Genomic DNA, 23,698 nt, shown 5'->3' with positions numbered 1-23,698 from the left:
CCCGCAGACGTTCTCCGTGCATCCCGAAACATGCACGAAACCCCCGCGACCCACCCATTCGAGTGCCATTCGAGTGAACGCGGACAGGAGCGGCCATGCCCACAGCCCGTCAGCAGACAGCTGAGCAGCTACAAAGGACAGATCCCCGTCTTCGCGGCACACGCGGTCGGTCCTCCGCGCCCGTGCCGTCCCCCGTGCACGCCGAGCTCCTCCAGCCCTCAGGTGATTCCATGATCGGTCGTATTCCCGTCCTGGACGTCCGTCCTCTCGTCGACTGCGGCAGACGGGCGGCGAAGGCCGTCGCCGGTGAGACCTTCCAGGTCACCGCCACCGTCTTCCGCGAAGGCCACGACGCGGTGGCCGCCAACGTCGTCCTGCGCGATCCGAGCGGACGGGTCGGGCCGTGGACCCCGATGCGCGAGCTGGCGCAGGGAACGGACCGGTGGGGCGCGGAGGTCACCCCGGACTCCGAGGGCCGCTGGACGTACACGGTGGAGGCCTGGAGCGATCCGGTCACCACCTGGCGGCGCCACGCCGCGATCAAGATCCCGGCGGGCATCGACACCGACCTGGTACTGACGGAGGGCGCGGCGCTGCTGGAGCGGGCCGCCGCGGGCGTCCCGAAGAAGCACGGCCGGGAGGCGGTGCTGGCCGCGGTGGACGCGCTGCGCGACACCGCCCATCCGCCGGCCGCCCGGCTGGCCGCCGCCCTGACTCCGGCCGCCGACGCGGTCCTGGCCCGGTATCCGCTGCGCGAACTGGTCACCCGCTCCAAGCCGCTGGCGGTGCGCGTGGAGCGCGAGCGGGCGCTGTTCGGGTCGTGGTACGAGCTCTTCCCGCGCTCGGAGGGGGCGCGGCGGGAGCCGGTGGACCCTGCCGACACCTCGCCGGACGCGGAGACCCGGCTGGTCAGCGGCACCTTCCGGACGGCCGCCGAGCGGCTGCCCGCGGTCGCCGCCATGGGGTTCGACGTCGTGTACCTGCCCCCGATCCACCCGATCGGGACCACCCACCGCAAGGGCCCGGACAACAGTCTGACGCCCGGGAAGCACGACCCGGGCGTGCCATGGGCGATCGGCTCGCCGGACGGCGGACACGACGCGGTCCACCCGGAGCTGGGCACGCTGGAGGACTTCGACCACTTCGTCTCCGTGGCCCGCAATCTGCGGATGGAGATCGCGCTGGACTTCGCGCTCCAGTGCTCGCCGGACCACCCGTGGGTCAAGGAGCACCCGGACTGGTTCCACCACCGCCCCGACGGTTCGATCGCGTACGCCGAGAACCCGCCGAAGAAGTACCAGGACATCTATCCGATCGCCTTCGACAAGGACATGCGCGGTCTGGTGGCGGAGACCTCACGGATCCTGCGCCTCTGGATGGACCACGGCGTGCGCATCTTCCGGGTCGACAACCCGCACACCAAGCCGGTGGTCTTCTGGGAGAAGGTCATCGCCGAGATCAACGGCACCGACCCCGACGTCATCTTCCTGGCGGAGGCGTTCACCCGCCCGGCGATGATGCACACCCTGGGCGCGGTCGGCTTCCAGCAGTCGTACACGTACTTCACCTGGCGCAACACCAAGCAGGAGCTGACGGAGTACGTCACGGAGCTGTCCGGCGACGCCGCCTCGTACATGCGGCCCAACTTCTTCGTGAACACCCCCGACATCCTTCCCGGCTACCTCCAGGAGGGCGGCCGCCCTGCCTTCGAGGCACGGGCGGTCCTGGCCGCGACACTCGCCCCGTCCTGGGGCGTGTACGCGGGATTCGAGCTGTGCGAGAACACTCCGGCCAAGCCGGGGAGCGAGGAGTACCTGCACTCGGAGAAGTACGAACTGCGCCCGAGGGACTGGGATTCGGCGGAACGCGAAGGCCGCACGCTGACGCCCCTGATCACCTCGCTGAACCGGATCCGCCGGCGTAACCCCGCTCTGCGGCAGCTGCGCGACGTCCACTTCCACCACACCGACAACGAAGCGCTGATCGCCTACAGCAAGCGCTCCGGAGCGAACACCGTTCTGGTGGTCGTGAACCTCGACCCGCACCACACCCAGGAGGCCACGGTCTCGTTGGACATGGAGCGACTCGGCCTCTCATGGCACGAGCGCGTACCGGTGCGCGACGAGCTCACCGGCGATACCTACCACTGGGGCAGGGCCTTCTACGTGCGCCTGGAGCCGGGCATCACGCCCGCGCACATCGCCGTCCTGCGACCGTCCCCGCCGACCGGAGGGTCACCCACACCATGATCGTCAATGAGCCTGTCCACGACACGTTCGAGGACACTCCCGCCAAGGACCGCGATCCCGACTGGTTCAAGCGCGCCGTCTTCTACGAGGTGCTCGTCCGGTCCTTCCAGGACTCCAACGGCGACGGAATCGGAGACCTCAAGGGCATCACCGCCAAGCTGGACTACCTCCAGTGGCTCGGCGTCGACTGCCTCTGGCTGCCGCCGTTCTTCAAGTCGCCGCTGCGCGACGGCGGCTACGACGTCTCCGACTACACCGCCGTCCTGCCGGAGTTCGGCGACCTCGCCGACTTCGTGGAGTTCGTGGACGCCTCGCACCAGCGGGGCATGCGCGTCATCATCGACTTCGTCATGAACCACACGAGCGATCAGCACGAGTGGTTCCAGCAGTCCCGCACCGACCCGGAAGGGCCGTACGGCGACTACTACGTCTGGGCGGACGACGACAAGCAGTTCCAGGACGCCCGGATCATCTTCGTCGACACCGAGACGTCCAACTGGACGTTCGACCCGGTGCGCAAGCAGTACTACTGGCACCGCTTCTTCTCGCACCAGCCGGACCTCAACTACGAGAACCCGGCGGTGCAGGAGGAGATCCTCGCGGCCCTGCGGTTCTGGCTGGACCTGGGCATCGACGGCTTCCGGGTCGACGCGGTGCCCTACCTCTACCAGCGCGAGGGCACCAACTGCGAGAACCTCCCCGAGACCCACCACTTCCTCAAGCGGGTCCGCAAGGAGATCGACGCCAACTACCCGGACACCGTGCTCCTCGCCGAGGCCAACCAGTGGCCGGAGGACGTCGTCGACTACTTCGGCGACTACGAGCAGGGCGGCGACGAGTGCCACATGGCGTTCCACTTCCCCGTGATGCCGCGGATCTTCATGGCGGTGCGCCGCGAGAGCCGCTACCCGGTCTCCGAGATCCTGGCCAAGACCCCGGCCATCCCGAAGAACTGCCAGTGGGGCATCTTCCTGCGCAACCACGACGAGCTCACGCTCGAAATGGTCACGGACGAAGAGCGCGACTACATGTACGCGGAGTACGCCAAGGACCCGCGGATGCGCGCCAACATCGGCATCCGGCGGCGCCTGGCCCCGCTGCTGGACAACGACCGCAACCAGATCGAGCTGTTCACCGCGCTGCTGCTGTCGCTGCCCGGCTCCCCGATCCTCTACTACGGGGACGAGATCGGGATGGGCGACAACATCTGGCTGGGCGACCGGGACGCGGTGCGCACCCCGATGCAGTGGACGCCCGACCGCAACGCCGGCTTCTCCTCCAGCGATCCGGGGCGGCTCTACCTCCCCACGATCATGGACCCGGTCTACGGCTACCAGGTCACCAACGTCGAGGCGTCGATGGCCTCGCCGTCCTCGCTGCTGCACTGGACCCGCCGGATGATCGAGATCCGTAAGCAGAATCCGGCCTTCGGTCTCGGCGAGTACACCGAACTGCCCTCCTCCAACCCGGCGGTGCTGGCGTTCACCCGCGAGTACAAGGACGACCTCGTCCTGTGCGTGCACAACTTCTCGCGGTTCGCGCAGCCGACGGAGCTGGACCTGCGATCGTTCAACGGACGTCATCCGGTGGAACTGATCGGCGGGGTACGCTTCCCGGCCATCGGCCAGTGGCCCTACCTGCTGACCCTCGCGGGACACGGCTTCTACTGGTTCCGGCTGCGCAAGGACGCGCCGCCGGCCTGATGCCCCACCTCCCTGTGCGGGGCGGTTTCCACCGTCCCGCACGGGGCACTCTGACCCTCATCGGGCCTTCGCGGCGCACCGATCGAGGCTTCACGGTTCCGCCGTTCGAGTCCGTACGGACCCTCCTCTCCCGACACGTCCCGCACAGCCGGACAGCCATTGCCGTAATCCGGGACACTCTTCGCATCCTGTGGTGTGCCCGGGGAAAGGACGCGATGCCATGTCGGAGGCTGCATCCACTCACGTCGCCCTGGCGAAGAGCACGAGGAACAGCGCAACACTCAGCAGCACGCCGGACGGGGCCCTGCTCCCGTCCCTCGCCCCGCTGCTCCACGCGTGGCTGCCCCGGCAGCGGTGGTTCGCCGGCAAAGGCCGGCCGGTCAGCGGCTTCTCCCTGGTCTCCGCCACGGAGATGCTGCCGCTGGACGGCACGGCGGGCCCGGGGCTCCTGCACCTGCTGCTGCGGGTCGAGCAGCCCTCCCAGGCCCGCCCGGCCGAGGACTGCTACCAGCTCCTCCTCGGCGCAAGAACGTCACTGCCGCCGCTGCTCGCGGGCGCATTGATCGGCCGGGTGGAGCGGGGCCCGCTCGCCGGACGGACCGTCTACGACGCCCTGCACGACCCGCGGCTGGCCGATCTGCTGCTGGAACGCTTCCGCCACCCCGGGATCCTCGGCTCGCTGCGCTTCCAGCGGACCGCCGCGATCCCGGCCGGTCTGGTGCCCCGGGTGCTGGACGCCGAACAGTCCAACTCCTCGCTCGTCTACGGGGACGCGTTCATCCTCAAGATCTTCCGGCGCGTCTTCCCGGGCACCAACCCCGACCTGGAGCTGCCCCTCGCGCTCGCCGGCGAGGGGTGCGCGCGGGTGCCTGCCCCGGTCGCCTGGTTCGAGGCGCCGGGACCCGAGCCGCTCACCCTCGGCGTCCTCCAGCCCTTCCTGCACGGTGCGCGTGACGGCTGGCAGCTCGCGCTGGCCGCGCTCGCCGCTGGCCGTGACTTCCTGCCGGAGGCGCGGGCGCTGGGCCGGGCCACCGCCGAGGTGCACACCGCGCTCGCCGTCGCGCTGCCGACCCCGGCGCTGCGCGGCACCCAGACCCGGCAGCTCGTCTCCCAGATGACCCAGCGGCTGGAGGCCGCCGCCCATGCGGTCCCGGCGCTCGTGCCGTACGTCCCCGGACTGCGTGCCGCGTTCGACGCGGTGACGGACCTCGGGGTGCGGGGCAGCGGCTGGGCCCAGCAGCGGGTGCACGGTGATCTCCACCTCGGGCAGACCCTGCGCTCCGCCGACGGTTTCTGGTCACTGATCGACTTCGAGGGCGAACCGGCCCGGCCCCTGCCCGAGCGCCGCAGGCCCGCGCCTCCGGTGCGCGACGTGGCGGGCATGCTGCGCTCCTTCGACTACGCGGCCCGCTCGCACCGACCGTGGAACCCGAAGTGGGCGGCCCGCTGCCGTGCCGCCTACTGCGAGGGCTACGCGCAGGCGTCGGGCAGCGACCCGCGCGGCGAACCGGAGCTGCTGCGCGCCCACGAGACCGACAAGGCCGTGTACGAGGTGCTGTACGAGGCGCGGCACCGCCCCGACTGGCTGCCGGTTCCGATGGCGGCCATCCAACGGCTGGCCCAGTCCGCCGCGGCCTGATCCGGGCCGCTCCCACCCTCTCCCCGCTCCCCCTCTCCACCGCCCGCGCCGCTTGACCGTATGGCTCCCCTCCGCCCGTGCTCCTCCCCCTTACACCCTCCGAGGAGGCAGTCCCTGTGACCGCCCGCAAGCCATCCCGCAAGGCATCCCGCAAGTCCGCCGAAGTGCCGGTCGAGGTCCCCGCCGAGGCTCCCGCCGAAGCCGTCGTCGAAGCCGCCGCCGGCGGGGCTCCCGCGCCCGCCGCGCCCACCACCGAGGCCGCGCACGCCAAGCGCGCCCGGACCGAGCGGACGGGCGCGGTCCCGCCGCGCCCCCGGCGGGCCGGCGACGGCCAGGGCGCGCGTCCCGCACCGGCCCTGGACGGCGCGGACCGCGGCCGGCTGCTGGCCGGCGACCACCACGCGCCGCACGACGTGCTCGGCGCGCACCCGATCCCCGGCGGGGTGCTCGTCCGGGCGCTGCGGCCGTTCGCGCGGTCCGTCACGGTGCTGGCGACCGGGCTGCGGGCCGCGCTGCACGACGACGGCGACGGCTTCTTCTCCGGTGTGCTGCCGGTGCCGGGAGTGCCCGCCTACCGGCTCGAAGTGGCGTACGACGACAACACCATCGAGGTGGACGACCCGTACCGCTTCTGGCCCGCTATCGGCGAACTCGATCTGCATCTGATCGGCGAGGGCCGCCACGAGGAGCTGTGGCGGGCGCTCGGCGCGGAGCCGATGGAGCACCAGGGGGTGGCCGGGACGCGGTTCACCCTCTGGGCGCCGAACGCGCGCGGCGTGCGGATCGCCGGCGACTTCAACTACTGGGACGGCACCGGCTTCCCGATGCGTTCACTCGGCTCGACCGGGGTGTGGGAGCTGTTCCTGCCCGGGGTCGGCGAGGGCGCGCTGTACAAGTACGACATCTGCCGCCCGGACGGCTCGCACACCGTGCGGGCCGACCCGATGGCCCGGCGTACGGAGGTGCCGCCCGCGACCGCCTCGATCGTCACCGCGTCGCACCACCAGTGGCAGGACGCGGACTGGATGGCGCACCGGGGCGACCGGCCGGTCCACGAGGCGCCGTTCTCCGTGTACGAGGTCCATCTCGGCTCGTGGCGGCCGGGACTGACGTATCGCCAGTTGGCTGCGCAGCTTCCGGCGTACGTCAAGGACCTGGGCTTCACGCACGTGGAGCTGATGCCGGTCTCCGAGCACCCCTTCGGCGGCTCCTGGGGCTATCAGGTCACCGGCTTCTACGCGCCGACCTCGCGGATGGGCACCCCGGACGACTTCCGTTTCCTGGTGGACGCCCTGCACCGGGCGGGCATCGGCGTGATCATGGACTGGGTTCCGGCTCATTTCCCGCGCGACGACTGGGCGCTGGCCGAGTTCGACGGACGGCCGCTGTACGAGCACTCCGACCCGCAGCGCGCGGCGCACCCGGACTGGGGGACGCTGGAGTTCGACTACGGCCGCACGGAGGTACGCAACTTCCTGGTCGCCAACGCCACGTACTGGTGCGAGGAGTTCCACATCGACGGGCTGCGGGTCGACGCGGTGGCCTCGATGCTCTACCTCGACTACTCCCGTGAGGACGGCCAGTGGTCGCCCAACGACCAGGGCGGGCGGGAGAACTGGGACGCGGTCGCCTTCCTCCAGGAGATGAACGCGACCGTCTACCGCCGCAACCCCGGTGTCGTCACCATCGCCGAGGAGTCCACCGCCTGGGACGGCGTCACCCGGCCCACCGATGGCGGGGGCCTGGGTTTCGGGCTGAAGTGGAACATGGGCTGGATGCACGACTCGCTGCAGTACGTGGCGAAGGATCCGATCCACCGCAAGTACCACCACGACGAGATGACGTTCTCGATGGTGTACGCGTACAGCGAGAACTACGTGCTGCCCATCTCGCACGACGAGGTGGTGCACGGCAAGCAGGCTCTGGTGGCGAAGATGCCCGGCGACTGGTGGCAGCAGCGCGCCAACCACCGCGCCTATCTGGGCTTCATGTGGGCCCACCCCGGCAAGCAACTCCTCTTCATGGGACAGGAGTTCGCCCAGGGCGCGGAGTGGTCCGAGGGGCACGGCCCGGACTGGTGGCTGCTGGACCCCTCCTACGAGGCGTCCGGCGACCACCGCGGGGTGCGGACCCTGGTCGGCGACCTGAACGCGGTGTACGGGGCGGTGCCCGCGCTGTGGCAGCGCGACACCGTGCCGGAGGGGTTCAGCTGGGTGGACGGCGGGGCGGCCGAGGACAACGTGTTCGCGTTCCTGCGGTACGACGCCGACGGCTCCCCGCTGCTCGCGGTCTCGCACTTCTCGCCGGCGGTGCGGCACGACTACCGCCTCGGGGTGCCGGAGACCGGCGCGGAGGGCTGGGTCGAGGTCCTGAACACCGACGCGGCCCGGTACGGCGGCGGCGACGTGCGCAACGAGGAGCCGCTGAAGGCGGAGGCGGTGCCCGCGCACGGCCGCCCGTCCAGCATCTCGCTGACGCTGCCGCCGCTGGCGACGGTGTGGTTCCGCCCGGCGTAGCCCGCCCGGTGTGAACGCCCCGGGGCCCGTACCGCGTCGATGACGACGTGGTGCGGGCCCCTCCCCCGTTGTGGCGGGTCAGCGATCGGCGGCCATCACCTCGACGATGCTCGACCAGGACTCGGGGCCGTGGCCCTCGGCGATCGCGCGGTCGGCGATGCCCTTGAGCGCGGTGAGCTGCGAGACGTCCAGACCGCGGTCCTTCGCCGTGTGCAGGATGTGGTCGACACTGGCCGCCATCATGGCGAGGTTCGCGCCCTCGCCCGTGTACGTACGGGTGTCGATGTCGGTCGCCGTGTACGCGGCGATCGGCGGCAGGATGCCCGCGATCGTGTTGAGGTACGGGGCCAGCGACGCACCGTCGACGCCCTCCGCGCGGGCCAGCGCGAAGGCGTGGACGAGGCCGCCCATGGCTCCGTAGAAGAAGTCCAGCATCGCCATGTCGTAGGCGGCGGCCAGCCCGTGGTCCTCGCCGAGGAAGGTTGCAGGCTCGCCGAGCGCCTTGAGGGTGGACTCGTGTGCCTCGAAGGCGGCCCGGTCGCCGGAGTGGAAGATCAGCGCGTCCGCCGAGCCGACCACGTCGACCGGCACCATGATCGCCCCGTCGAGGTAGGACAGGGAGTGCTTCTCGGCCCAGGCGGCGGCCTGCCGCGAACGGTTCGGGGTGTCCGAGGTGAGGTTGACCAGGACCCGTCCCCGCAGCGCTTCGGCCAGCGGTTCGAGTACCGCGTCGGAGGCGTCGTAGTCGACGAGGCAGACGACCACGAGTCCGCTCGCCCGTACGGCCTCCTCGGCGGACGCGGCCCGCACCGCGCCCCGGGCCACAAGGTCCTCGCCCTTTCCGGGGGAACGGTTCCAGATCGTGGTGGGGTGACCGGCGGACAGGAAGGCGCCGGCCAGCGCGCGGCCCATGTCGCCGAGGCCGAGGACGGTGACGGGGGTGGGTTCGGTGGTCGTGTTCGCTTGCGTCATGGGGACCATGCTGGACGGGCGGACGGGACCTGCCCAGAACCCACTTGACGGTCAGATACGCACTTTCGGGAAAGGATCCAGCTCAGGGCGTTCCGCCTGGTCAGGATCCGTTCCCCCTCGCCTCGTCAGGTCCGGGGTCCGTTCCGGCCTGAACCCCCTTGATCGGTGCGATCGTTCCGACGCCGAGATCCGGCTCCGGTCCGGCGGCGAGCGCCGGCGCGGCGCCCAGCGCCACCAGCGCGGTGGCGGCTATGGCGGCGGTCCCGCCGCGGAGGGTCCGGCGGCGGGAAGGGGTGAAGCGCATGGAGGTCCTTCGGTCGTGGGGCTCGTGGGGCGGACTGCGGTCCTTCACTTCTCAAGACCCTTGCGGAGCAGGGAGGGTTGCAGCGGGCGGCCGGTGCGTGACGCGGGAGCGACGCGAGGACACCCGTACCGGGGAGATACGGGTGTCCTCGTGTGGGGGGTGCCGCAGCGGCTCGGTTGCGGGGTCTCCGGCCGGTCAGACCCTGGCGGGTTGCTCGGGGGCGGTGTCCCGCTGCTCGGGGACCTCTCCGGAGCCTGCCGGGTCTCCGGCGGGGCCGTGGCCGTCGTCGAGAAGGGTCTTCTCGTCGAACGGGACGCGGCCGGCCAGCACCTCGTTCACCCGGTCCTTGTCGATCTCCTTGGTCCAGTGCCCGACCAGGACCGTGGCGACCGCGTTGCCCGCGAAGTTGGTCAGCGCGCGGGCCTCGCTCATGAAGCGGTCGATGCCGACGATCAGGCCGACGCCGTCGACGAGTTCGGGGCGGTGCGACTGGAGTCCGCCGGCCAGGGTCGCCAGGCCCGCCCCGGTCACGCCCGCCGCGCCCTTCGAGGCGATGACCATGAAGACCAGCAGCGAGATCTGCTCGCCCGCGCTCAGCGGGTCGCCCATCGCGTTGGCGATGAACAGCGAGGACATCGTGAGGTAGATCGCGGTGCCGTCGAGGTTGAAGGAGTAGCCGGTCGGCACGGTGATGCCGACGACGGGCTTGCTGACGCCCAGGTGCTCCATCTTCGCGATCAGCCGCGGCAGGGCCGACTCGGAGGAGGAGGTGGACAGGATGAGCAGGAACTCGCGGCCCAGGTACTTCAGCAGCGAGAACAGGTTCACCCCGGCGACCAGGCGCAGGATCACGCCGAGCACCACGAAGACGAACAGCGCACAGGTGACGTAGAAACCGATCATGATGATCGCCAGCGACTTCAGGGCGTCGAGGCCGGTCTCGCCGACCACCGCGGCGATCGCGCCGAACGCGCCGACCGGGGCGACCCACATGATCATGGCGAGGATGCGGAAGACGAGGCGCTGGATGTGGGTGATGCCGCGGATGACCGGCTCACCGGTCCTGCCCATCGCCTGGAGCGCGAAGCCCGCGAGGAGCGCGACGAGCAGGGTCTGGAGGACCTCGCCCTCGGTGAAGGCGGAGACGATCGTGGTCGGGATGATGCCGAGCAGGAAGTCCACGGTGGACTCGCTCGCGCCCGACGCCTGCGCCTCGCCCGCGGCCCGCGCCTGCTCGGTGACGTGGAGGGTGGAGCCGGGCTCCAGGACGTTGCCGACCAGCAGGCCGATGGCGAGGGCCACGGTCGACATGACCAGGAAGTAGCCGAGGGCCAGACCGCCGACCGCGCCGACCTTGGCGGCCTTGCGCACCGAGCCGACGCCCAGCACGATCGTGCAGAAGATGATCGGCGAGATCATCATCTTGATCAGGTTCACGAAGCCGGCCCCGATGGGCTTCAGCTCGACGGCCACCCCGGGGGCGACGAATCCGACGAGGATGCCGAGCGCGACGGCACCGATGACGGCGATGTACAGATAGTGGGTTCGGTCCCGCTGTTTGGCTGCCACTGCCACGGCTGGCTCCTCGGCTCGGTCACGGCGCCCCCGTCCCTGGGGGCTCCGGCGACTATCCACCGCCCTGTGACCCCGGTCACCCTTGTGTTCATATCGTTCACGGTCGCTTTCCGGCCATCCATAAGGCACCAGGCCGGGCCAGGCAGACTGTGGGGTATGCGCCTCCCTCGCACCCTCCCTCGCAGCCTGGCGGGCCAGCTCTTCGCCATGCAGGTCGTGCTCATCGCCGCGGTGGTGGCCGGGTGCGCCGTGTTCGCGTACGTCTCGGGCAGCGCGCAGGCCGAGGAGACGGCCGCCCGGCAGGTGCGGGTGGCCGCCCTCGCGGTGGCCGATTCCCCCTCCGTACGGGAGGCGATCCGTACCCCGGACCCGTCCGCCGTACTCCAGCCGTACGCGGAGCGGGTGCGCGAGGACACCGGGATCACCTTCGTCACGATCATGGACACCGAGCGGGTGCGCTGGACGCATCCGGACACGGCGCGGATCGGCGACACCTTCCTCGGGAACACCGCGAAGGCCCTGCGCGGGCAGACCTTCACCGAGACGTACACCGGCACGCTGGGCCCCTCGATACGGGTGGTGACCCCGATCCGCGACGACGGGCGGATCGTCGGCCTGGTCAGCGCGGGCATCACGGTGGACCGGGTCTCCTCGCAGGTACGGGACCAGCTCGGGGCCCTCGCCCTCGCGGCGGGCGGGGCCCTGGCCCTCGGCGGGATCGGTACGTACGTGGTCAACGCCCGGCTGCGGCGGCACACCCACGGGATGAACGCCGCCGAGCTGAGCCGGCTGCACGACTACCACCAGGCCACGCTGCACGCGGTGCGCGAGGGGCTGCTGATGCTGGACGGGCGGCGGCGGGTCGCGCTGATCAACGACGCCGGGCGGGAGCTGCTGGGCCTGGGGCCGGACGCGGAGGCGGTCGGCCTCACGGTCGACGAGCTGGCCCTGCCCGCGCCGCTGACCGGGGCGCTGCTGGCGTCGGAGGCGCGCGTGGACGAGCTGCACCTGACGGCGGATCGGGTCGTCGTGGTCAACACCCGTCCGGTGGTGGGCGGTGAGCGGCGGGGCACCGTGGTGACCCTGCGGGACCGCACCGAGCTGCAGGCGCTGACCGGTGAGCTGGACTCCGAGCGCGGTTTCACCCAGGCGCTGCGCTCCCAGGCCCACGAGGCGGCGAACCGGCTGCACACCGTGGTGTCGCTGATCGAGCTGGGCCGGGTGGCGGAGGCGGTGGACTTCGCGACGGCGGAGCTGGAGCTGGCGCAGGTGCTGACCGACCGGGTGGTGGGCGCGGTGGAGGAGCCGGTGCTGGCGGCGCTGCTGCTCGGCAAGGCGGCCCAGGCCAACGAGCGGGGTGTGGAGCTGGTGCTCGCGGAGGACAGCCTGATCGACGACGGGGCGCTGCCGCCGTCGCTGGCCCAGCGCGACCTGGTGACGATCCTGGGCAATCTGATCGACAACGCGGTGGAAGCGGCTTCGGACGGCCCCGAGGACGGCTCCGACGGTGGCGCCGGCGACGGCTGCGGGGTGGTCCCCGCGCCCCGTGCGCCCGGGGGTCCGGCGGGGCGGGCCCGGGTCACGGTGACCGCGCTCGCGGACGAGCGGGAGCTGTTGCTGCGGGTCGCGGACACGGGCGCGGGCATCGGCGCGGAGGCGGCGGACGAGGTGTTCCGGCGCGGCTGGTCGACGCACGGGGCGGGGCGCGGCCTCGGCCTGGCACTGGTGCGGCAGGCGGCGTACCGCAACGGGGGCACGGTGGAGCTGGACGCGGGTCCGGAGGGCGGCGCGCGGTTCACCGTACGGCTGCCCCTCCCGGCCCGGACGGCGGCAGGATCGCGGCCCGAGTCCACGTCCACGTCCGAGGAGGTCACGGCATGATCCGGGTGCTGGTGGTGGAGGACGATCCGGTGGCCGCAGACGCCCACCAGATGTACGTGGAGCGGGTCGAGGGGTTCACGGTGACGGCGGTGGCGCACACCCGGGCGGCGGCGGTGCGGGCGCTGGAGCGGACGCCGGTGGACCTGCTGCTGCTCGACCTCTATCTGCCCGACGGGCACGGGCTCGGGCTGCTGCGCTCGCTGCGGGCGTCCGGACACGGGGCGGACGTGATCGCGGTGACCTCGGCCCGGGATCTCGCGGTGGTACGGGAGGGGGTGTCGCTCGGCGTCGTGCAGTACGTGCTGAAGCCGTTCACGTATCCCACGCTGCGGGACCGGCTGGTGCGGTACGCGGAGTTCCGGGGCGTCGCCGGGGAGGCGAGCGGACAGGAGGAGGTGGACCGGGCGCTGGGCGCGCTGCGGGTCGCGCATCCGGCCGCGCTGCCCAAAGGGCTCAGCGGCCCGACGCTGGATGCGGTGACCCGGGTGCTGAAGGAGTCGCCGGAGGGGGTGACCGCGGCCGCCGCCGGGGGACGGCTGGGCATCTCCCGGATCACGGCCCGGCGATATCTGGAACACCTGGTGGCCATCGGGAGCGCGGCGAGGCGTCCGCATTATGGGCAGGTCGGCCGACCGGAGCTGCACTACAGCTGGCTGGCCGCGGGGCGCTGACGGTACCCCGCGCTTCGGCCGACAAGCGCTTGCCGGTCGGTTTCGCAGCTCCGGCGGGCCTTATCGGCCGAGGAAAAGAAAGCGCTGGTGGGGCCGCGTTGACGTACCGCCCGCCCGGTTCGCAGCTGGATGTTCCTACGAAGCGTGATCTATGGGGAACGTACCGTAGCCAGGGCGGAAATGGACTTCTACGGTGGGCCCGTGCACCCCTCCCCGCCGTTCAACGCCCCCGCCGCGCGCCGTCTCCGCGAGGCACTGGGGATGGCTCCCGGCCATGTCGCCTACGGGCTCGCCGCCCAGTACGGGCTCCGGACCAGCGCAGAGACCGTCATCGCCTGGGAACGCGGTCTCGCGACCCCCGGGGAACGCGAGCTGACCGCCCTCGCCGGCGTCCTCTGGTGCGCCCCCGGGGAGCTGCTGGCCGCCGCCGGCACCCTGCGCGAGCACCGGATGACCCGGGATCTGACCGTGGACGACCTGGCCCGCCGGCTGGGGATGACGGGCGCCTCGTACCTCCGGATGGAGGAGTCGGGGCGCTGGCGGGGCAACGAGAAGCAGTCGGCGGCGCTGTGCCGGGCGCTGGATCTGTCGGCGGCGCAGTTCCTCACCGCGACGGGCCGCGACGAGGAGCTGGCGGAGCTGCTGAGCAGCGCGGTCACCACGCGCTGGCAGGCGTACGTCCGGCCGGTGGCCAAGCTCGTCCCGCTGGACCGGGCGCTGATCCAGGACGTGCTGGAACAACTGCACACCGATTACCAGGCCCTGATGGTCTCCACGCTGAGCTGGAGCAGCACGGGCCAGGAACGCTCCGGGTCGACGGGCGACGCGGGCCGGGGATCACCCCGATACATCCAGTATCGGGGCGACCCTCCGCCTTGCGATCGCACGCACCAGACGCCGCCGAGCCCGCCCTCCGGGCGGACGGCGCTACTTGCGAAACACGCCCTAGCTTGCGAAACACGCCCTAGAAGACCGACTCGGCCTCGTACATCCGCTCGACGGGCACCCTCTTCAGCTGGGTGACGGCGTCGGCGAGCGGGACCATGGCGATGTCGTTGCCGCGCAGGGCGGTCATCCGGCCGAAGTCGCCGCGGTGCACGGCCTCCACGGCGTTCCAGCCGAAGCGGGTGGCGAGCACCCGGTCGTACGCGGTCGGCGTGCCGCCGCGCTGGACATGGCCGAGAATGACCGGCCGGGCCTCCTTGCCGAGCCGGGTCTCCAGCTCGACGGCGAGGCGGTTGCCGATGCCCTGGAAGCGCTCGTGGCCGTACTGGTCGATCGCGCCCTTGGCGTACGGCATGGAGCCCTCGGCCGGATGCGCGCCCTCGGCGACGCAGATGACGGCGAACTTCTTGCCGCGCGCGAACCGCTCCTCGACCATCTTGACGAGGTCGTCGACCTGGAAGGGACGCTCGGGCAGGCAGATGCCGTGGGCACCGCCGGCCATCCCGGACTCGAGGGCGATCCAGCCCGCGTGCCGGCCCATGACCTCGACGACCATCACCCGCTGGTGGGACTCGGCGGTGGTCTTGAGACGGTCTATGGCCTCGGTCGCGACGCCCACCGCCGTGTCGAACCCGAAGGTCCGGTCGGTGGCGGAGATGTCGTTGTCGATGGTCTTCGGGACGCCGACGACCGGCATGCCCGCGTCGGAGAGCATCCGGGCCGCGGTGAGCGTTCCCTCGCCGCCGATCGGGATGAGCGCGTCGATGTCGTAACGGCGGGCCAGCTCCTCGCAGTTCTCGGCGGCCTCGCGCAGCCGGTCGCGCTCCAGGCGGGCCGAGCCGAGGATGGTGCCGCCGCGGGCGAGGATGCCGCTGACCGCGTTGAGGTCGAGGGGGCGGAAGTGGCCGTCGAGCAGCCCCTTGAAACCGTCCTCGAAGCCGATGACCTCGTCGCCGTGGCCCACGACGGCCCGGTGGACGACCGACCGGATCACTGCGTTCAGGCCGGGGCAGTCGCCGCCCGCGGTGAGAATTCCGATGCGCATCGAGGTGTGTCTCCTGCTCGTTAGTCGCGCTCTTCCGGGAGGCCGACCGAGGGCCTGTCGTCTGGATCAGGGCGGGCTCGCGGGCCCTGATCCACACGACAGGCCCGTGGCGGCCCCCGTGCCCTGAACCAGGACGAGTGTCCCACGCCCGGCACGGACCCCGCGCTTTCGACCGAGCCGGGGGGAAGCGGGTAGGAGGAGTCCGGAGGCCGACGACCTCCGGCGGGCGGTATAGCGACCCCCGCAGGTATCGTCAAGAGGCAATGCAGGCCAATGGCCGCACCCCGCGGAAAGCCGGGGACAGCGCGGGGAGATCCCCACGTCCTGGAGGGACCGCGGGTCGCGGCACCGCACAACGACGGGAGAGCACGCGTGGCGCGCAGCGTGTACGTGACCGGGATCGACCGGGGGGACGGCCGCCAGGTCGTCGAGCTGGGAGTCATGGAACTACTGACGCGTCAGGTGGACCGGGTCGGTGTCTTCCGCCCGCTCGTCCATGACGGACCCGACCGGCTCTACGAGCTGCTGCGGGCCCGCTACCGGCTCTCGCAGAGCCCGGCCACCGTCTACGGCCTGGACTACCACGAGGCCTCCGCCGTGCAGGCGGAGAAGGGTACCGACGAGCTGGTCTCCCGGCTCGTCGAACGCTTCCACCAGGTGGCCCGGGAGTACGAGGTGGTCCTCGTCCTGGGCAGCGACTTCGCCGCCACCCAGCTCCCCGACGAGCTGGCGCTGAACGCCCGCCTCGCCAACGAGTTCGGCGCGTCGGTGATCGCGGTGGTCGGCGGCAAGGGCCAGACCGCGGAGTCCGTCCGCGCCGAGACCCGTAACGCGTACCGCGCCTACGCCGGTCTCGGCTGCGACGTGCTGGCCATGGTGGTGAACCGGGTCGCCGCCGAGGACCGCGCGACGATCGCGGAGCGGCTCGCGGCCCGGCTGCCGGTGCCCGTCTCCGTACTGCCGGACGACCCGGCGCTCTCGGCCCCCACGGTCGCCCAGATCACGGCGGCGCTGGACGGCACGGTGCTGCTCGGCGACGACTCGGGGCTCGCGCGCGACGCGCTGGACTTCGTGTTCGGCGGGGCGATGCTGCCGACCCTGCTGAACGCGCTGACGCCCGGCTGTCTGGTCGTCACCCCCGGGGACAGGGCGGACCTGGTGGTGGGTTCGCTGGCCGCGCACAGCGCGGGCACCCCGCCCATCGCGGGCGTGCTGCTGACCCTGGACCAGCGCCCCGGCGAGGAGATACTCACGCTGGCCGCCCGGCTCGCACCGGGGACCCCGGTCGTGTCGGTGGCCGGCGGCTCCTTCCCCACCGCTGCTGAACTCTTCGCCCTCGAAGGCAAGTTGAACGCGGCGACCCCGCGTAAGGCGGAGACCGCCCTCGGCCTGTTCGAGCGCCATGTCGACACCGGCGCCCTCCTGGAGCGGATCTCGGTGGCCCGCAGCGGACGCGTCACGCCGATGATGTTCGAGCACGAGCTGCTGGAGCAGGCCCGCTCCGACCGCAAGCGCGTGGTGCTGCCGGAGGGCACCGAGGAGCGGGTGCTGCGCGCCGCCGACGTACTGCTGCGCCGGGACGTCTGCGACCTCACGCTGCTCGGCGATGTGGACGTGATCCGCAAGAAGGCCGCCGACCTCGGCGTCGACCTCGCTGACACCCAGCTGATCGATCCGCACACCTCGGAGCTGCGGGGGGCCTTCGCCGAGCGGTACGCCGAACTGCGCGCGCACCGCGGGGTGACGGTGGAGCTGGCCGTCGACGTGGTGGCGGACGTGAACTACTTCGGCACGCTGATGGTGCAGGAGGGCCTCGCCGACGGGATGGTGTCCGGGGCGGTGCACTCCACCGCCGCGACGATCCGCCCGGCGTTCGAGATCATCAAGACGAAGCCCGACGCCTCGATCGTGTCGTCCGTCTTCTTCATGTGCCTGGCCGACAAGGTCCTCGTGTACGGCGACTGCGCGGTCAACCCGGACCCGAACGCCGAGCAGCTCGCGGACATCGCGGTGCAGTCGGCGGTGACGGCGGCCCGCTTCGGCGTGGAGCCCCGGATCGCGATGCTGTCGTACTCCACCGGGACCTCCGGCTCCGGCGCGGACGTCGACAAGGTGCGTGAGGCCACCGAGCGGGTACGGGCGGAGCGCCCCGATCTGCGGGTGGAGGGGCCGATCCAGTACGACGCGGCGGTCGAGCCGTCCGTCGCGGCGACGAAGCTGCCCGGGTCGGAGGTGGCCGGGCAGGCCACCGTGCTGATCTTCCCGGACCTGAACACCGGCAACAACACCTACAAGGCCGTGCAGCGCTCGGCGGGCGCGGTGGCGGTCGGCCCGGTGCTCCAGGGTCTGCGCAAGCCGGTCAACGACCTGTCGCGCGGCGCGCTCGTCCAGGACATCGTGAACACCGTGGCGATCACGGCGATCCAGGCGCAGGGCGAGGAGCGCCCCGCATGACCTTCCCTGTCACCGACCACGAAAGCACGGCAGCCCCTGTGGAACCGCACCGCGTCCTCGTCCTCAACTCCGGCTCCTCGTCGGTGAAGTACCAGCTCCTCGACATGCGTGACCGTTCCCGGCTCGCCTCCGGCCTGGTCGAGCGGATCGGTGAGGAGACCTCGCGCCTGGTGCACACGCCGCTGACCGGCGGCGCGGAGCCCCGTGAGCGTACGGGCCGGATCGCCGACCACACGGCGGCGCTGGAGGCGGCGGCCGAGGAGCTGGCGGCGGACGGGCTCGGCCTCGACTCCCCCGAACTCGCCGCGATCGGGCACCGGGTGGTGCACGGCGGGCTGAGGTTCAGCGCGCCGACCGTGATCACCGACGAGGTGCTGAAGGAGATCGAGCGCCTCGTCCCGGTCGCCCCGCTGCACAACCCGGCGAACATCACCGGCATCCGTACGGCACAGGCGCTGCGGCCCGACCTGCCGCAGGTCGCGGTCTTCGACACGGCGTTCCACACGACGATGCCGGAGGCCGCCGCGCGGTACGCGATCGACGTGGAGACCGCCGACGCGCACCGGATCCGCCGCTACGGCTTCCACGGCACCTCGCACGCGTACGTCTCGCGGAAGACGGCCGAGCTGCTGGGCAGGGCTCCGGAGGAGGTGAACATCATCGTGCTGCACCTCGGCAACGGGGCGTCGGCCTCGGCGGTCGCGGGCGGGCGGTGCGTGGACACCTCCATGGGGCTGACGCCTCTGGAAGGGCTCGTGATGGGTACGCGCTCCGGGGACATCGATCCGGCGGTCACCTTCCATCTGAAGCGGGTGGCGGGCATGTCGGCCGACGACATCGACGTCCTGCTGAACAAGAGGAGCGGGCTGGTCGGCCTGTGCGGCGACAACGACATGCGGGTGATCCGGCGCCGCATCGACGAGGGCGACGAGCGGGCCGCACTGGCCTTCGACATCTACATCCACCGGCTGAAGAAGTACATCGGCGCCTACACGGCGGTGCTCGGCCGGGTGGACGCGGTGGCGTTCACGGCGGGGGTCGGGGAGAACGCGGCCCCGGTGCGGGAAGCTGCCATCGCGGGCCTGGAGCAGCTGGGCATGGCGGTGGACGCCTCGCTCAACGCCGTACGGTCCGAAGAGCCGCGGCTGATCTCGCCGGAGTACGCGCGGGTGGCGGTCGCCGTGGTGCCGACGGACGAGGAGCTGGAGATCGCCGACCAGACGTTCGCGCTCGTCGGCCGGCCGTAGCCCGCCCGGCCCCTTCGCCGGGGCTCGGAGGGGTCGACAACTGAGCACCCCCGCGCCCTTTTGTATCTTCCACCAGACGGAATATTCCGCAGCGAAACAAACCGATAGGATCCGCCTCATGCGCCGTTCCAAAATCGTCTGCACCCTCGGTCCCGCCGTCGACTCCCACGAGCAGCTCGTCGCTCTGATCGAGGCCGGCATGAGCGTGGCCCGTTTCAACTTCAGTCACGGTACCCACGAGGAACACCAGGGCCGTTACGACCGGGTCCGCAAGGCGGCCGCCGAGACCGGCCGCGCGGTCGGCGTGCTCGCCGACCTCCAGGGCCCGAAGATCCGGCTGGCGAAGTTCGCCGAGGGCCCGGTCGAGCTGGTCCGCGGGGACGAGTTCACCATCACCTCCGAGGACGTCCCCGGCGACAAGTCGGTCTGCGGCACGACCTACAAGGGTCTGCCCGGCGACGTCACCAAGGGCGACCCGATCCTGATCAACGACGGCAACGTCGAGCTGAAGGTCGTGGCGGTCGAGGGCCCCCGGGTGAAGACCATCGTCATCGAGGGCGGTGTCATCTCCGACCACAAGGGCATCAACCTGCCCGGCGCGGCGGTCAACGTCCCGGCCCTGTCCGGGAAGGACGTCGAGGACCTGCGCTTCGCGCTGCGGATGGGCTGCGACCTGGTCGCCCTCTCCTTCGTCCGGGACGCCGAGGACGTCAAGGACGTCCACAAGGTGATGGACGAGGAGGGCCGCCGGGTCCCCGTCATCGCCAAGGTGGAGAAGCCGCAGGCCGTCGAGCACATGGAGGGCGTCGTCGCGGCGTTCGACGGTGTGATGGTGGCCCGTGGCGACCTGGCCGTCGAATACCCGCTGGAGAAGGTCCCGATGGTGCAGAAGCGCCTGGTGGAGCTGTGCCGGCGCAACGCCAAGCCGGTGATCGTGGCGACCCAGATGATGGAGTCGATGATCACCAACTCCCGCCCGACCCGCGCCGAGGCGTCCGACGTCGCCAACGCGATCCTGGACGGCGCGGACGCGGTCATGCTGTCCGCCGAGTCCTCGGTCGGCGCGTACCCGATCGAGACGGTCAAGACGATGGCGAAGATCGTCGTCGCGGCGGAGGAGGAACTGCTCTCCAAGGGCCTCCAGCCGCTGGTCCCCGGCAAGAAGCCCCGTACGCAGGGCGGTTCGGTGGCCCGCGCGGCCTGCGAGATCGCGGACTTCCTGGACGGCAAGGCCCTGGTCGCCTTCACCAAGTCCGGCGACACCGCCCGCCGCCTCTCCCGCTACCGCACGGCCCAGCCGATCCTGGCCTTCACCACGGACGAGTCCACCCGCAACCAGCTCGCCCTGAGCTGGGGCGTCGAGTCCCACGTCGTCCCGCACGTGGACAACACCGACGCGATGGTCGACCTCGTGGACGCGGAGCTGCTGAAGCTGAACCGCTACAACGACGGCGACACGATGGTCATCACCGCCGGCTCGCCCCCCGGCGTCCCCGGCACCACCAACATGGTCCGGGTCCACCACCTGGGCGGCGGCGAGCGGGACTGACCCGCACTCCGCACCGCATGACCGTGGGCCGTACTCCTGGTGAGGAGTACGGCCCACACTTCCGTGCGGCTCCCGGACGGGTTCGGTGGGCGGCTGCTAGGGCGGGTTTCGAAGGTCCCGCCTGCTCGGCGACGCCTGGCACGCACGCTCGCCGCGTTGTCGGGATCACCCCGGTACATCCAGTATCCGGGCGACCCTCCGCCTTGCGATCGCACGCACCAGACGCCGCCGAGCCCGCCTTTCGAAACACGCCCTAGCTCTTGCCGCCGTCGAGGTAGTTCTTCAGTCCCGGGATGGTGAGCGTGCCGCCGAACTGGCCGGCCTGGGTCACCTTCACCTTGGTGAAGAAGGCGTAGGGGACGTTCAGCGGCGGCGGGGTCTGCGGGCTGAAGGTGATCGGGATGAGACCGAAGAGGTTGCCCTTCAGCTCCTCCGTGTACATCGTCACCTCGCCGTCGCGGATCGTCGACGTGAATCCGGGCCGCGACTTCACATGGCCGGTCGTGCCCGCCGGACCGACGGTCATCTGGTGCAGGTCCTTGATGTCGATGGAGCTGGCGGTGAACTTCAGCACCTTCTTGATGCTGCCGTCCGCCTTCTTCACCTCGACGATGCCGTGGTAGTCCAGGCCCGTCAGCGTGAGCAGCGTCGACTCCAGGATCCACGGGTCGGACGGGAGCAGCGGCATGCCGGGCTCCAGTTCGGCCGCGGCGAGCGCGTCCGGGTCGGGCTCGGGGCACGGGAAGCGGGGCTTGGCGCCGTCCGGGATGTCCTCGTCCTTCCTGGGGTCGAGTCCCTTGACGTCCTCGTCGAGCTCCTCGACGTCCTTGCCTGCCTTCTCGGCCGCCTCGCGGATGGCGTCGGCCGTCTTGTCCGACGCCTCCTTCGCCTTGTCCGCCGCGCTCCTGTCCGGGTCCTCCGGCTGGTCCTCCGGCTGGTCGGACGGGTCCGGGGCCTCGGTCGTGGGACTCGGGGAGGGGCTCGCCGGCTCCTCGGCGTCGTCGTCCGGCCCGTCGAAGAGGTCCTTCAGCGCGTCGCCGAGCCCGAGCGGGTCGAGCGGGTTCTTCGACTCCGTGGGCGTCGGGGTCGCGGAGGGCGCCTCGGAGGGCTTCTCCCCGGCGGAGTGCGCCGACTCGTCCTCGGCGTCGGGCTTCGTACCGTCCGCCGGGTCCTCGTCCGCGTCGGAGGCCGAACCGCTCGCCGAGGGCTTCGGGGTCGCGGCGTCGTCCTTGCCGCCCTCGCCCTTGTCCTTCTCGTCCTCCGCCGTGGCCGTCGGGGACGGGGTGGCCTCCGGCGACTCGCTCTCGCTCGGCTCGTCGGACCGGGTGACGCACGGTCCCGGCGCGAACGGGATGTCGGAACGGTCGTCGGCCAGAGCCAGCTTGGGGGTCAGCCCCATGCCCACGAAGACCGCCGTCGGCATCGCGGCCAGCGCGAGCGCCTTCTTGCCGCTGGGCAGGTGGAGTTTGGTCAGCAGCGACTTCCTGGGGGCCGCGTGCCGGGGGCCCTTGCGCTCGCGGAGTTCGTCGCCGGGGTAGGCGTTCATCCGCTGTCCGTCGTCACCCCGCACGATGCCCCCCAGCGTCGGCGTCGGCTGCCAGGCCGGACCCGGCGCCCTGCTGCTGGGGCACGGCTGCGGCGTGGAGCTCGCCCTCGGGCCGCTCCTCGTCCGGGTGCTCGGCGAACGGGGCCTCGCCGGCGTCCTTCGCCTCGCCCGGGGCCCAGGAGATGGACAGGGCTCCGCCGATGAGGGCGAGGAGGAATCCGACGACGAAGCCGCCGATGTTGGCGACGGGTATGGAGATCAGCGCGAGCAGGATGGCCGCGACACCGGCGAACACCCGCACGATGCTGTGGAACCACATCGTCAGGCCGAGCGTGACCAGCAGGACCCCGATGATCAGGGATCCGGCGCCGGCCGTGGTGGACATGGCCAGCGTCATGTTGCCGAGCGTCATGGTGGCGTACGGGAAGTAGGCGATGGGAATCCCACCGGCCACGGTGAACAGTCCGGCCCAGAACGGCCGGTGACCCCGCCAGGCGCGGAAGCGTCGCCGAAGGACGCGGATGTAGTGCTCGTTCTGCCCTGTGGACTCGGGGCTCATGGAAAACAGCTCCCTGGAACCGGTACTGCCGTGAGAAGGGGAGGGTGGGCGGCCGGAAAGCCCTGAGGGGATGTTCCGGCCACCCTGGCCGGAGTGCTAGAAGCACTCCTTGACGCCCGTGTGCAGCCTCAGCTTCAGGTCGCTGAGCTTGAAGGTGCCGGCGGTGGTCGCCCACGCCGTCTGCTTCACGTTGGTCAACGTGGCCTTGTCGGCGCGCTGCGCGAAGCCTTCCTCCTTCGCCTGGGTGCCCGGCTGGATGCCGATGCTCCCCGGCTTGTTCTCCTTCTTCAGCGAACCGGCCGCTACACCGATGTCGATGTTCTCGAAGTCGGCGTCGGCATCGAGCTGCGCGACGTCCAGGTAGAGGTTGGTCGCTCTGACCGGCTTCTTCGGGTTCGTACCGGCGTTCAGCATGAGGCTGACATTGCCGATGCCGGGAACCTTAGGCGTGACCACCGACTGGCACATGTTGGTGATCGTGGCGTCGCTGAAGCCCGACACCGCGACCGCATGCGCCGCGTTCTTGCCCTCAAGGTCCTTGCCGACGGCGACACTGCCGTACTGGACGAAGTTGTCGCCCTCCAGCTTGTCGGTGCTGACCTTGAAGCTCTGCCCGGACACACTGAACGACGCGGCGAGCGCGCCCTGTGCGAGGCCGACGCCCACCGCCGCCGTGGCGACGACGCTCGGCACCATGACCAGAGCGAACCGCTTCCATCTCGTCCCACCGCGAACCTGGGAACTCATACTTACTCCTTCTTCTCGGACGTACATCTCCGGCCGGGCATCGTGCCCGTCTGGGATGGGAGAAGTGCTACGTCCTCGGGAAGGAGAGCGCCCGTA

Annotated in this window: 15 protein-coding genes and 2 pseudogenes; 10 read left to right on the top strand and 7 right to left on the bottom strand. The window is 71.2% G+C overall.

Features of this window, described 5'->3' with window-relative positions:
- The first annotated feature begins 230 nt into the window (after positions 1–230).
- The 4 genes from IG90_RS0110690 (at position 231) to glgB (ending at position 8,107) form a co-directional block, all read left to right on the top strand.
- Positions 231–2,249: an alpha-1,4-glucan--maltose-1-phosphate maltosyltransferase gene (locus IG90_RS0110690; RefSeq protein ID WP_030581099.1), complete on the top strand. Its 2,019-nt coding sequence runs from the start codon at positions 231–233 to the stop codon at positions 2,247–2,249.
- Positions 2,246–3,952, top strand: coding sequence for a maltose alpha-D-glucosyltransferase (treS, locus tag IG90_RS0110685; RefSeq protein ID WP_030581097.1), 1,707 nt, complete (start codon positions 2,246–2,248; stop codon positions 3,950–3,952). Before IG90_RS0110690 ends, treS begins: the two co-directional genes overlap by 4 nt.
- A gap of 220 nt (positions 3,953–4,172) precedes the next feature.
- On the top strand, positions 4,173–5,591 hold the full coding sequence (locus tag IG90_RS0110680) for a maltokinase N-terminal cap-like domain-containing protein (RefSeq protein ID WP_030581095.1): 1,419 nt from the start codon (positions 4,173–4,175) through the stop codon (positions 5,589–5,591).
- Positions 5,592–5,707: 116 nt separating this feature from the next.
- Positions 5,708–8,107 (top strand): 1,4-alpha-glucan branching enzyme, encoded by a 2,400-nt coding sequence (gene glgB / locus IG90_RS0110675; RefSeq protein ID WP_078585250.1) that lies wholly within the window; start codon positions 5,708–5,710, stop codon positions 8,105–8,107.
- 78 nt (positions 8,108–8,185) lie between these two features.
- Here the strand turns inward: glgB and IG90_RS0110670 are convergent, their stop codons facing one another.
- The 3 genes and pseudogenes from IG90_RS0110670 to IG90_RS0110660 all read right to left on the bottom strand — a co-directional run bounded on the left by IG90_RS0110670 (position 8,186) and on the right by IG90_RS0110660 (position 10,958).
- The gene (locus IG90_RS0110670) at positions 8,186–9,079 is read right to left on the bottom strand and encodes an NAD(P)-dependent oxidoreductase (protein ID WP_030581090.1); all 894 of its coding nucleotides are present in this window, start codon (positions 9,077–9,079) and stop codon (positions 8,186–8,188) included.
- Between the two features lie 139 nt (positions 9,080–9,218).
- Positions 9,219–9,383: pseudogene (locus IG90_RS0110665) on the bottom strand (peptidase); the annotation flags it as partial.
- Positions 9,384–9,578: 195 nt separating this feature from the next.
- Positions 9,579–10,958, bottom strand: coding sequence for a cation:dicarboxylate symporter family transporter (locus IG90_RS0110660; RefSeq protein WP_030581086.1), 1,380 nt, complete (start codon positions 10,956–10,958; stop codon positions 9,579–9,581).
- A gap of 156 nt (positions 10,959–11,114) precedes the next feature.
- On the opposite strand from IG90_RS0110660, the gene IG90_RS0110655 reads away from it, so the two are divergent.
- From IG90_RS0110655 to IG90_RS0110645, 3 genes and pseudogenes are all read left to right on the top strand, one after another.
- Positions 11,115–12,839 carry a sensor histidine kinase gene (locus IG90_RS0110655; RefSeq protein WP_030581083.1) on the top strand — a complete coding sequence of 575 codons (1,725 nt, stop codon included), beginning with the start codon at positions 11,115–11,117 and terminating at the stop codon, positions 12,837–12,839.
- Positions 12,836–13,510: a response regulator gene (locus tag IG90_RS0110650; protein ID WP_030581080.1), complete on the top strand. Its 675-nt coding sequence runs from the start codon at positions 12,836–12,838 to the stop codon at positions 13,508–13,510. The genes IG90_RS0110655 and IG90_RS0110650 overlap by 4 nt, the downstream gene beginning before the upstream one ends.
- Positions 13,511–13,690: 180 nt before the next feature.
- Positions 13,691–14,344: pseudogene (locus IG90_RS0110645) on the top strand (helix-turn-helix domain-containing protein); the annotation flags it as partial.
- A gap of 130 nt (positions 14,345–14,474) precedes the next feature.
- Here the strand turns inward: IG90_RS0110645 and IG90_RS0110640 are convergent.
- Positions 14,475–15,500 (bottom strand): ATP-dependent 6-phosphofructokinase, encoded by a 1,026-nt coding sequence (locus IG90_RS0110640; RefSeq protein ID WP_030581074.1) that lies wholly within the window; start codon positions 15,498–15,500, stop codon positions 14,475–14,477.
- A gap of 372 nt (positions 15,501–15,872) precedes the next feature.
- On the opposite strand from IG90_RS0110640, the gene pta reads away from it, so the two are divergent.
- From pta to pyk, 3 genes are all read left to right on the top strand, one after another.
- A complete protein-coding gene (pta, locus tag IG90_RS0110635) occupies positions 15,873–17,954 on the top strand; it encodes a phosphate acetyltransferase (protein ID WP_030581071.1) in 2,082 nt (693 codons plus the stop codon).
- Positions 17,951–19,201: an acetate kinase gene (locus IG90_RS0110630; RefSeq protein ID WP_033893960.1), complete on the top strand. Its 1,251-nt coding sequence runs from the start codon at positions 17,951–17,953 to the stop codon at positions 19,199–19,201. Before pta ends, IG90_RS0110630 begins: the two co-directional genes overlap by 4 nt.
- A gap of 118 nt (positions 19,202–19,319) precedes the next feature.
- Positions 19,320–20,750: a pyruvate kinase gene (pyk, locus tag IG90_RS0110625; RefSeq protein WP_030581065.1), complete on the top strand. Its 1,431-nt coding sequence runs from the start codon at positions 19,320–19,322 to the stop codon at positions 20,748–20,750.
- Positions 20,751–21,003: 253 nt separating this feature from the next.
- Here pyk and IG90_RS0110620 read toward each other — a convergent pair whose 3' ends face one another.
- The 3 genes from IG90_RS0110620 to IG90_RS0110610 all read right to left on the bottom strand — a co-directional run bounded on the left by IG90_RS0110620 (position 21,004) and on the right by IG90_RS0110610 (position 23,602).
- A complete protein-coding gene (locus IG90_RS0110620) occupies positions 21,004–22,320 on the bottom strand; it encodes an ICP22 family protein (protein ID WP_030581063.1) in 1,317 nt (438 codons plus the stop codon).
- Positions 22,310–22,855 (bottom strand): DUF6114 domain-containing protein, encoded by a 546-nt coding sequence (locus IG90_RS0110615; protein ID WP_030581059.1) that lies wholly within the window; start codon positions 22,853–22,855, stop codon positions 22,310–22,312. The genes IG90_RS0110620 and IG90_RS0110615 overlap by 11 nt, the downstream gene beginning before the upstream one ends.
- Positions 22,856–22,951: 96 nt before the next feature.
- Positions 22,952–23,602, bottom strand: coding sequence for a DUF6230 family protein (locus IG90_RS0110610; protein WP_030581056.1), 651 nt, complete (start codon positions 23,600–23,602; stop codon positions 22,952–22,954).
- Positions 23,603–23,698: the final 96 nt, after the last annotated feature.

Origin of the sequence: Streptomyces anulatus (assembly GCF_000721175.1) — a bacterium.
Lineage (GTDB): Bacteria > Actinomycetota > Actinomycetes > Streptomycetales > Streptomycetaceae > Streptomyces > Streptomyces anulatus_C.
This window is presented reverse-complemented; position numbering and strand designations above follow the sequence as displayed.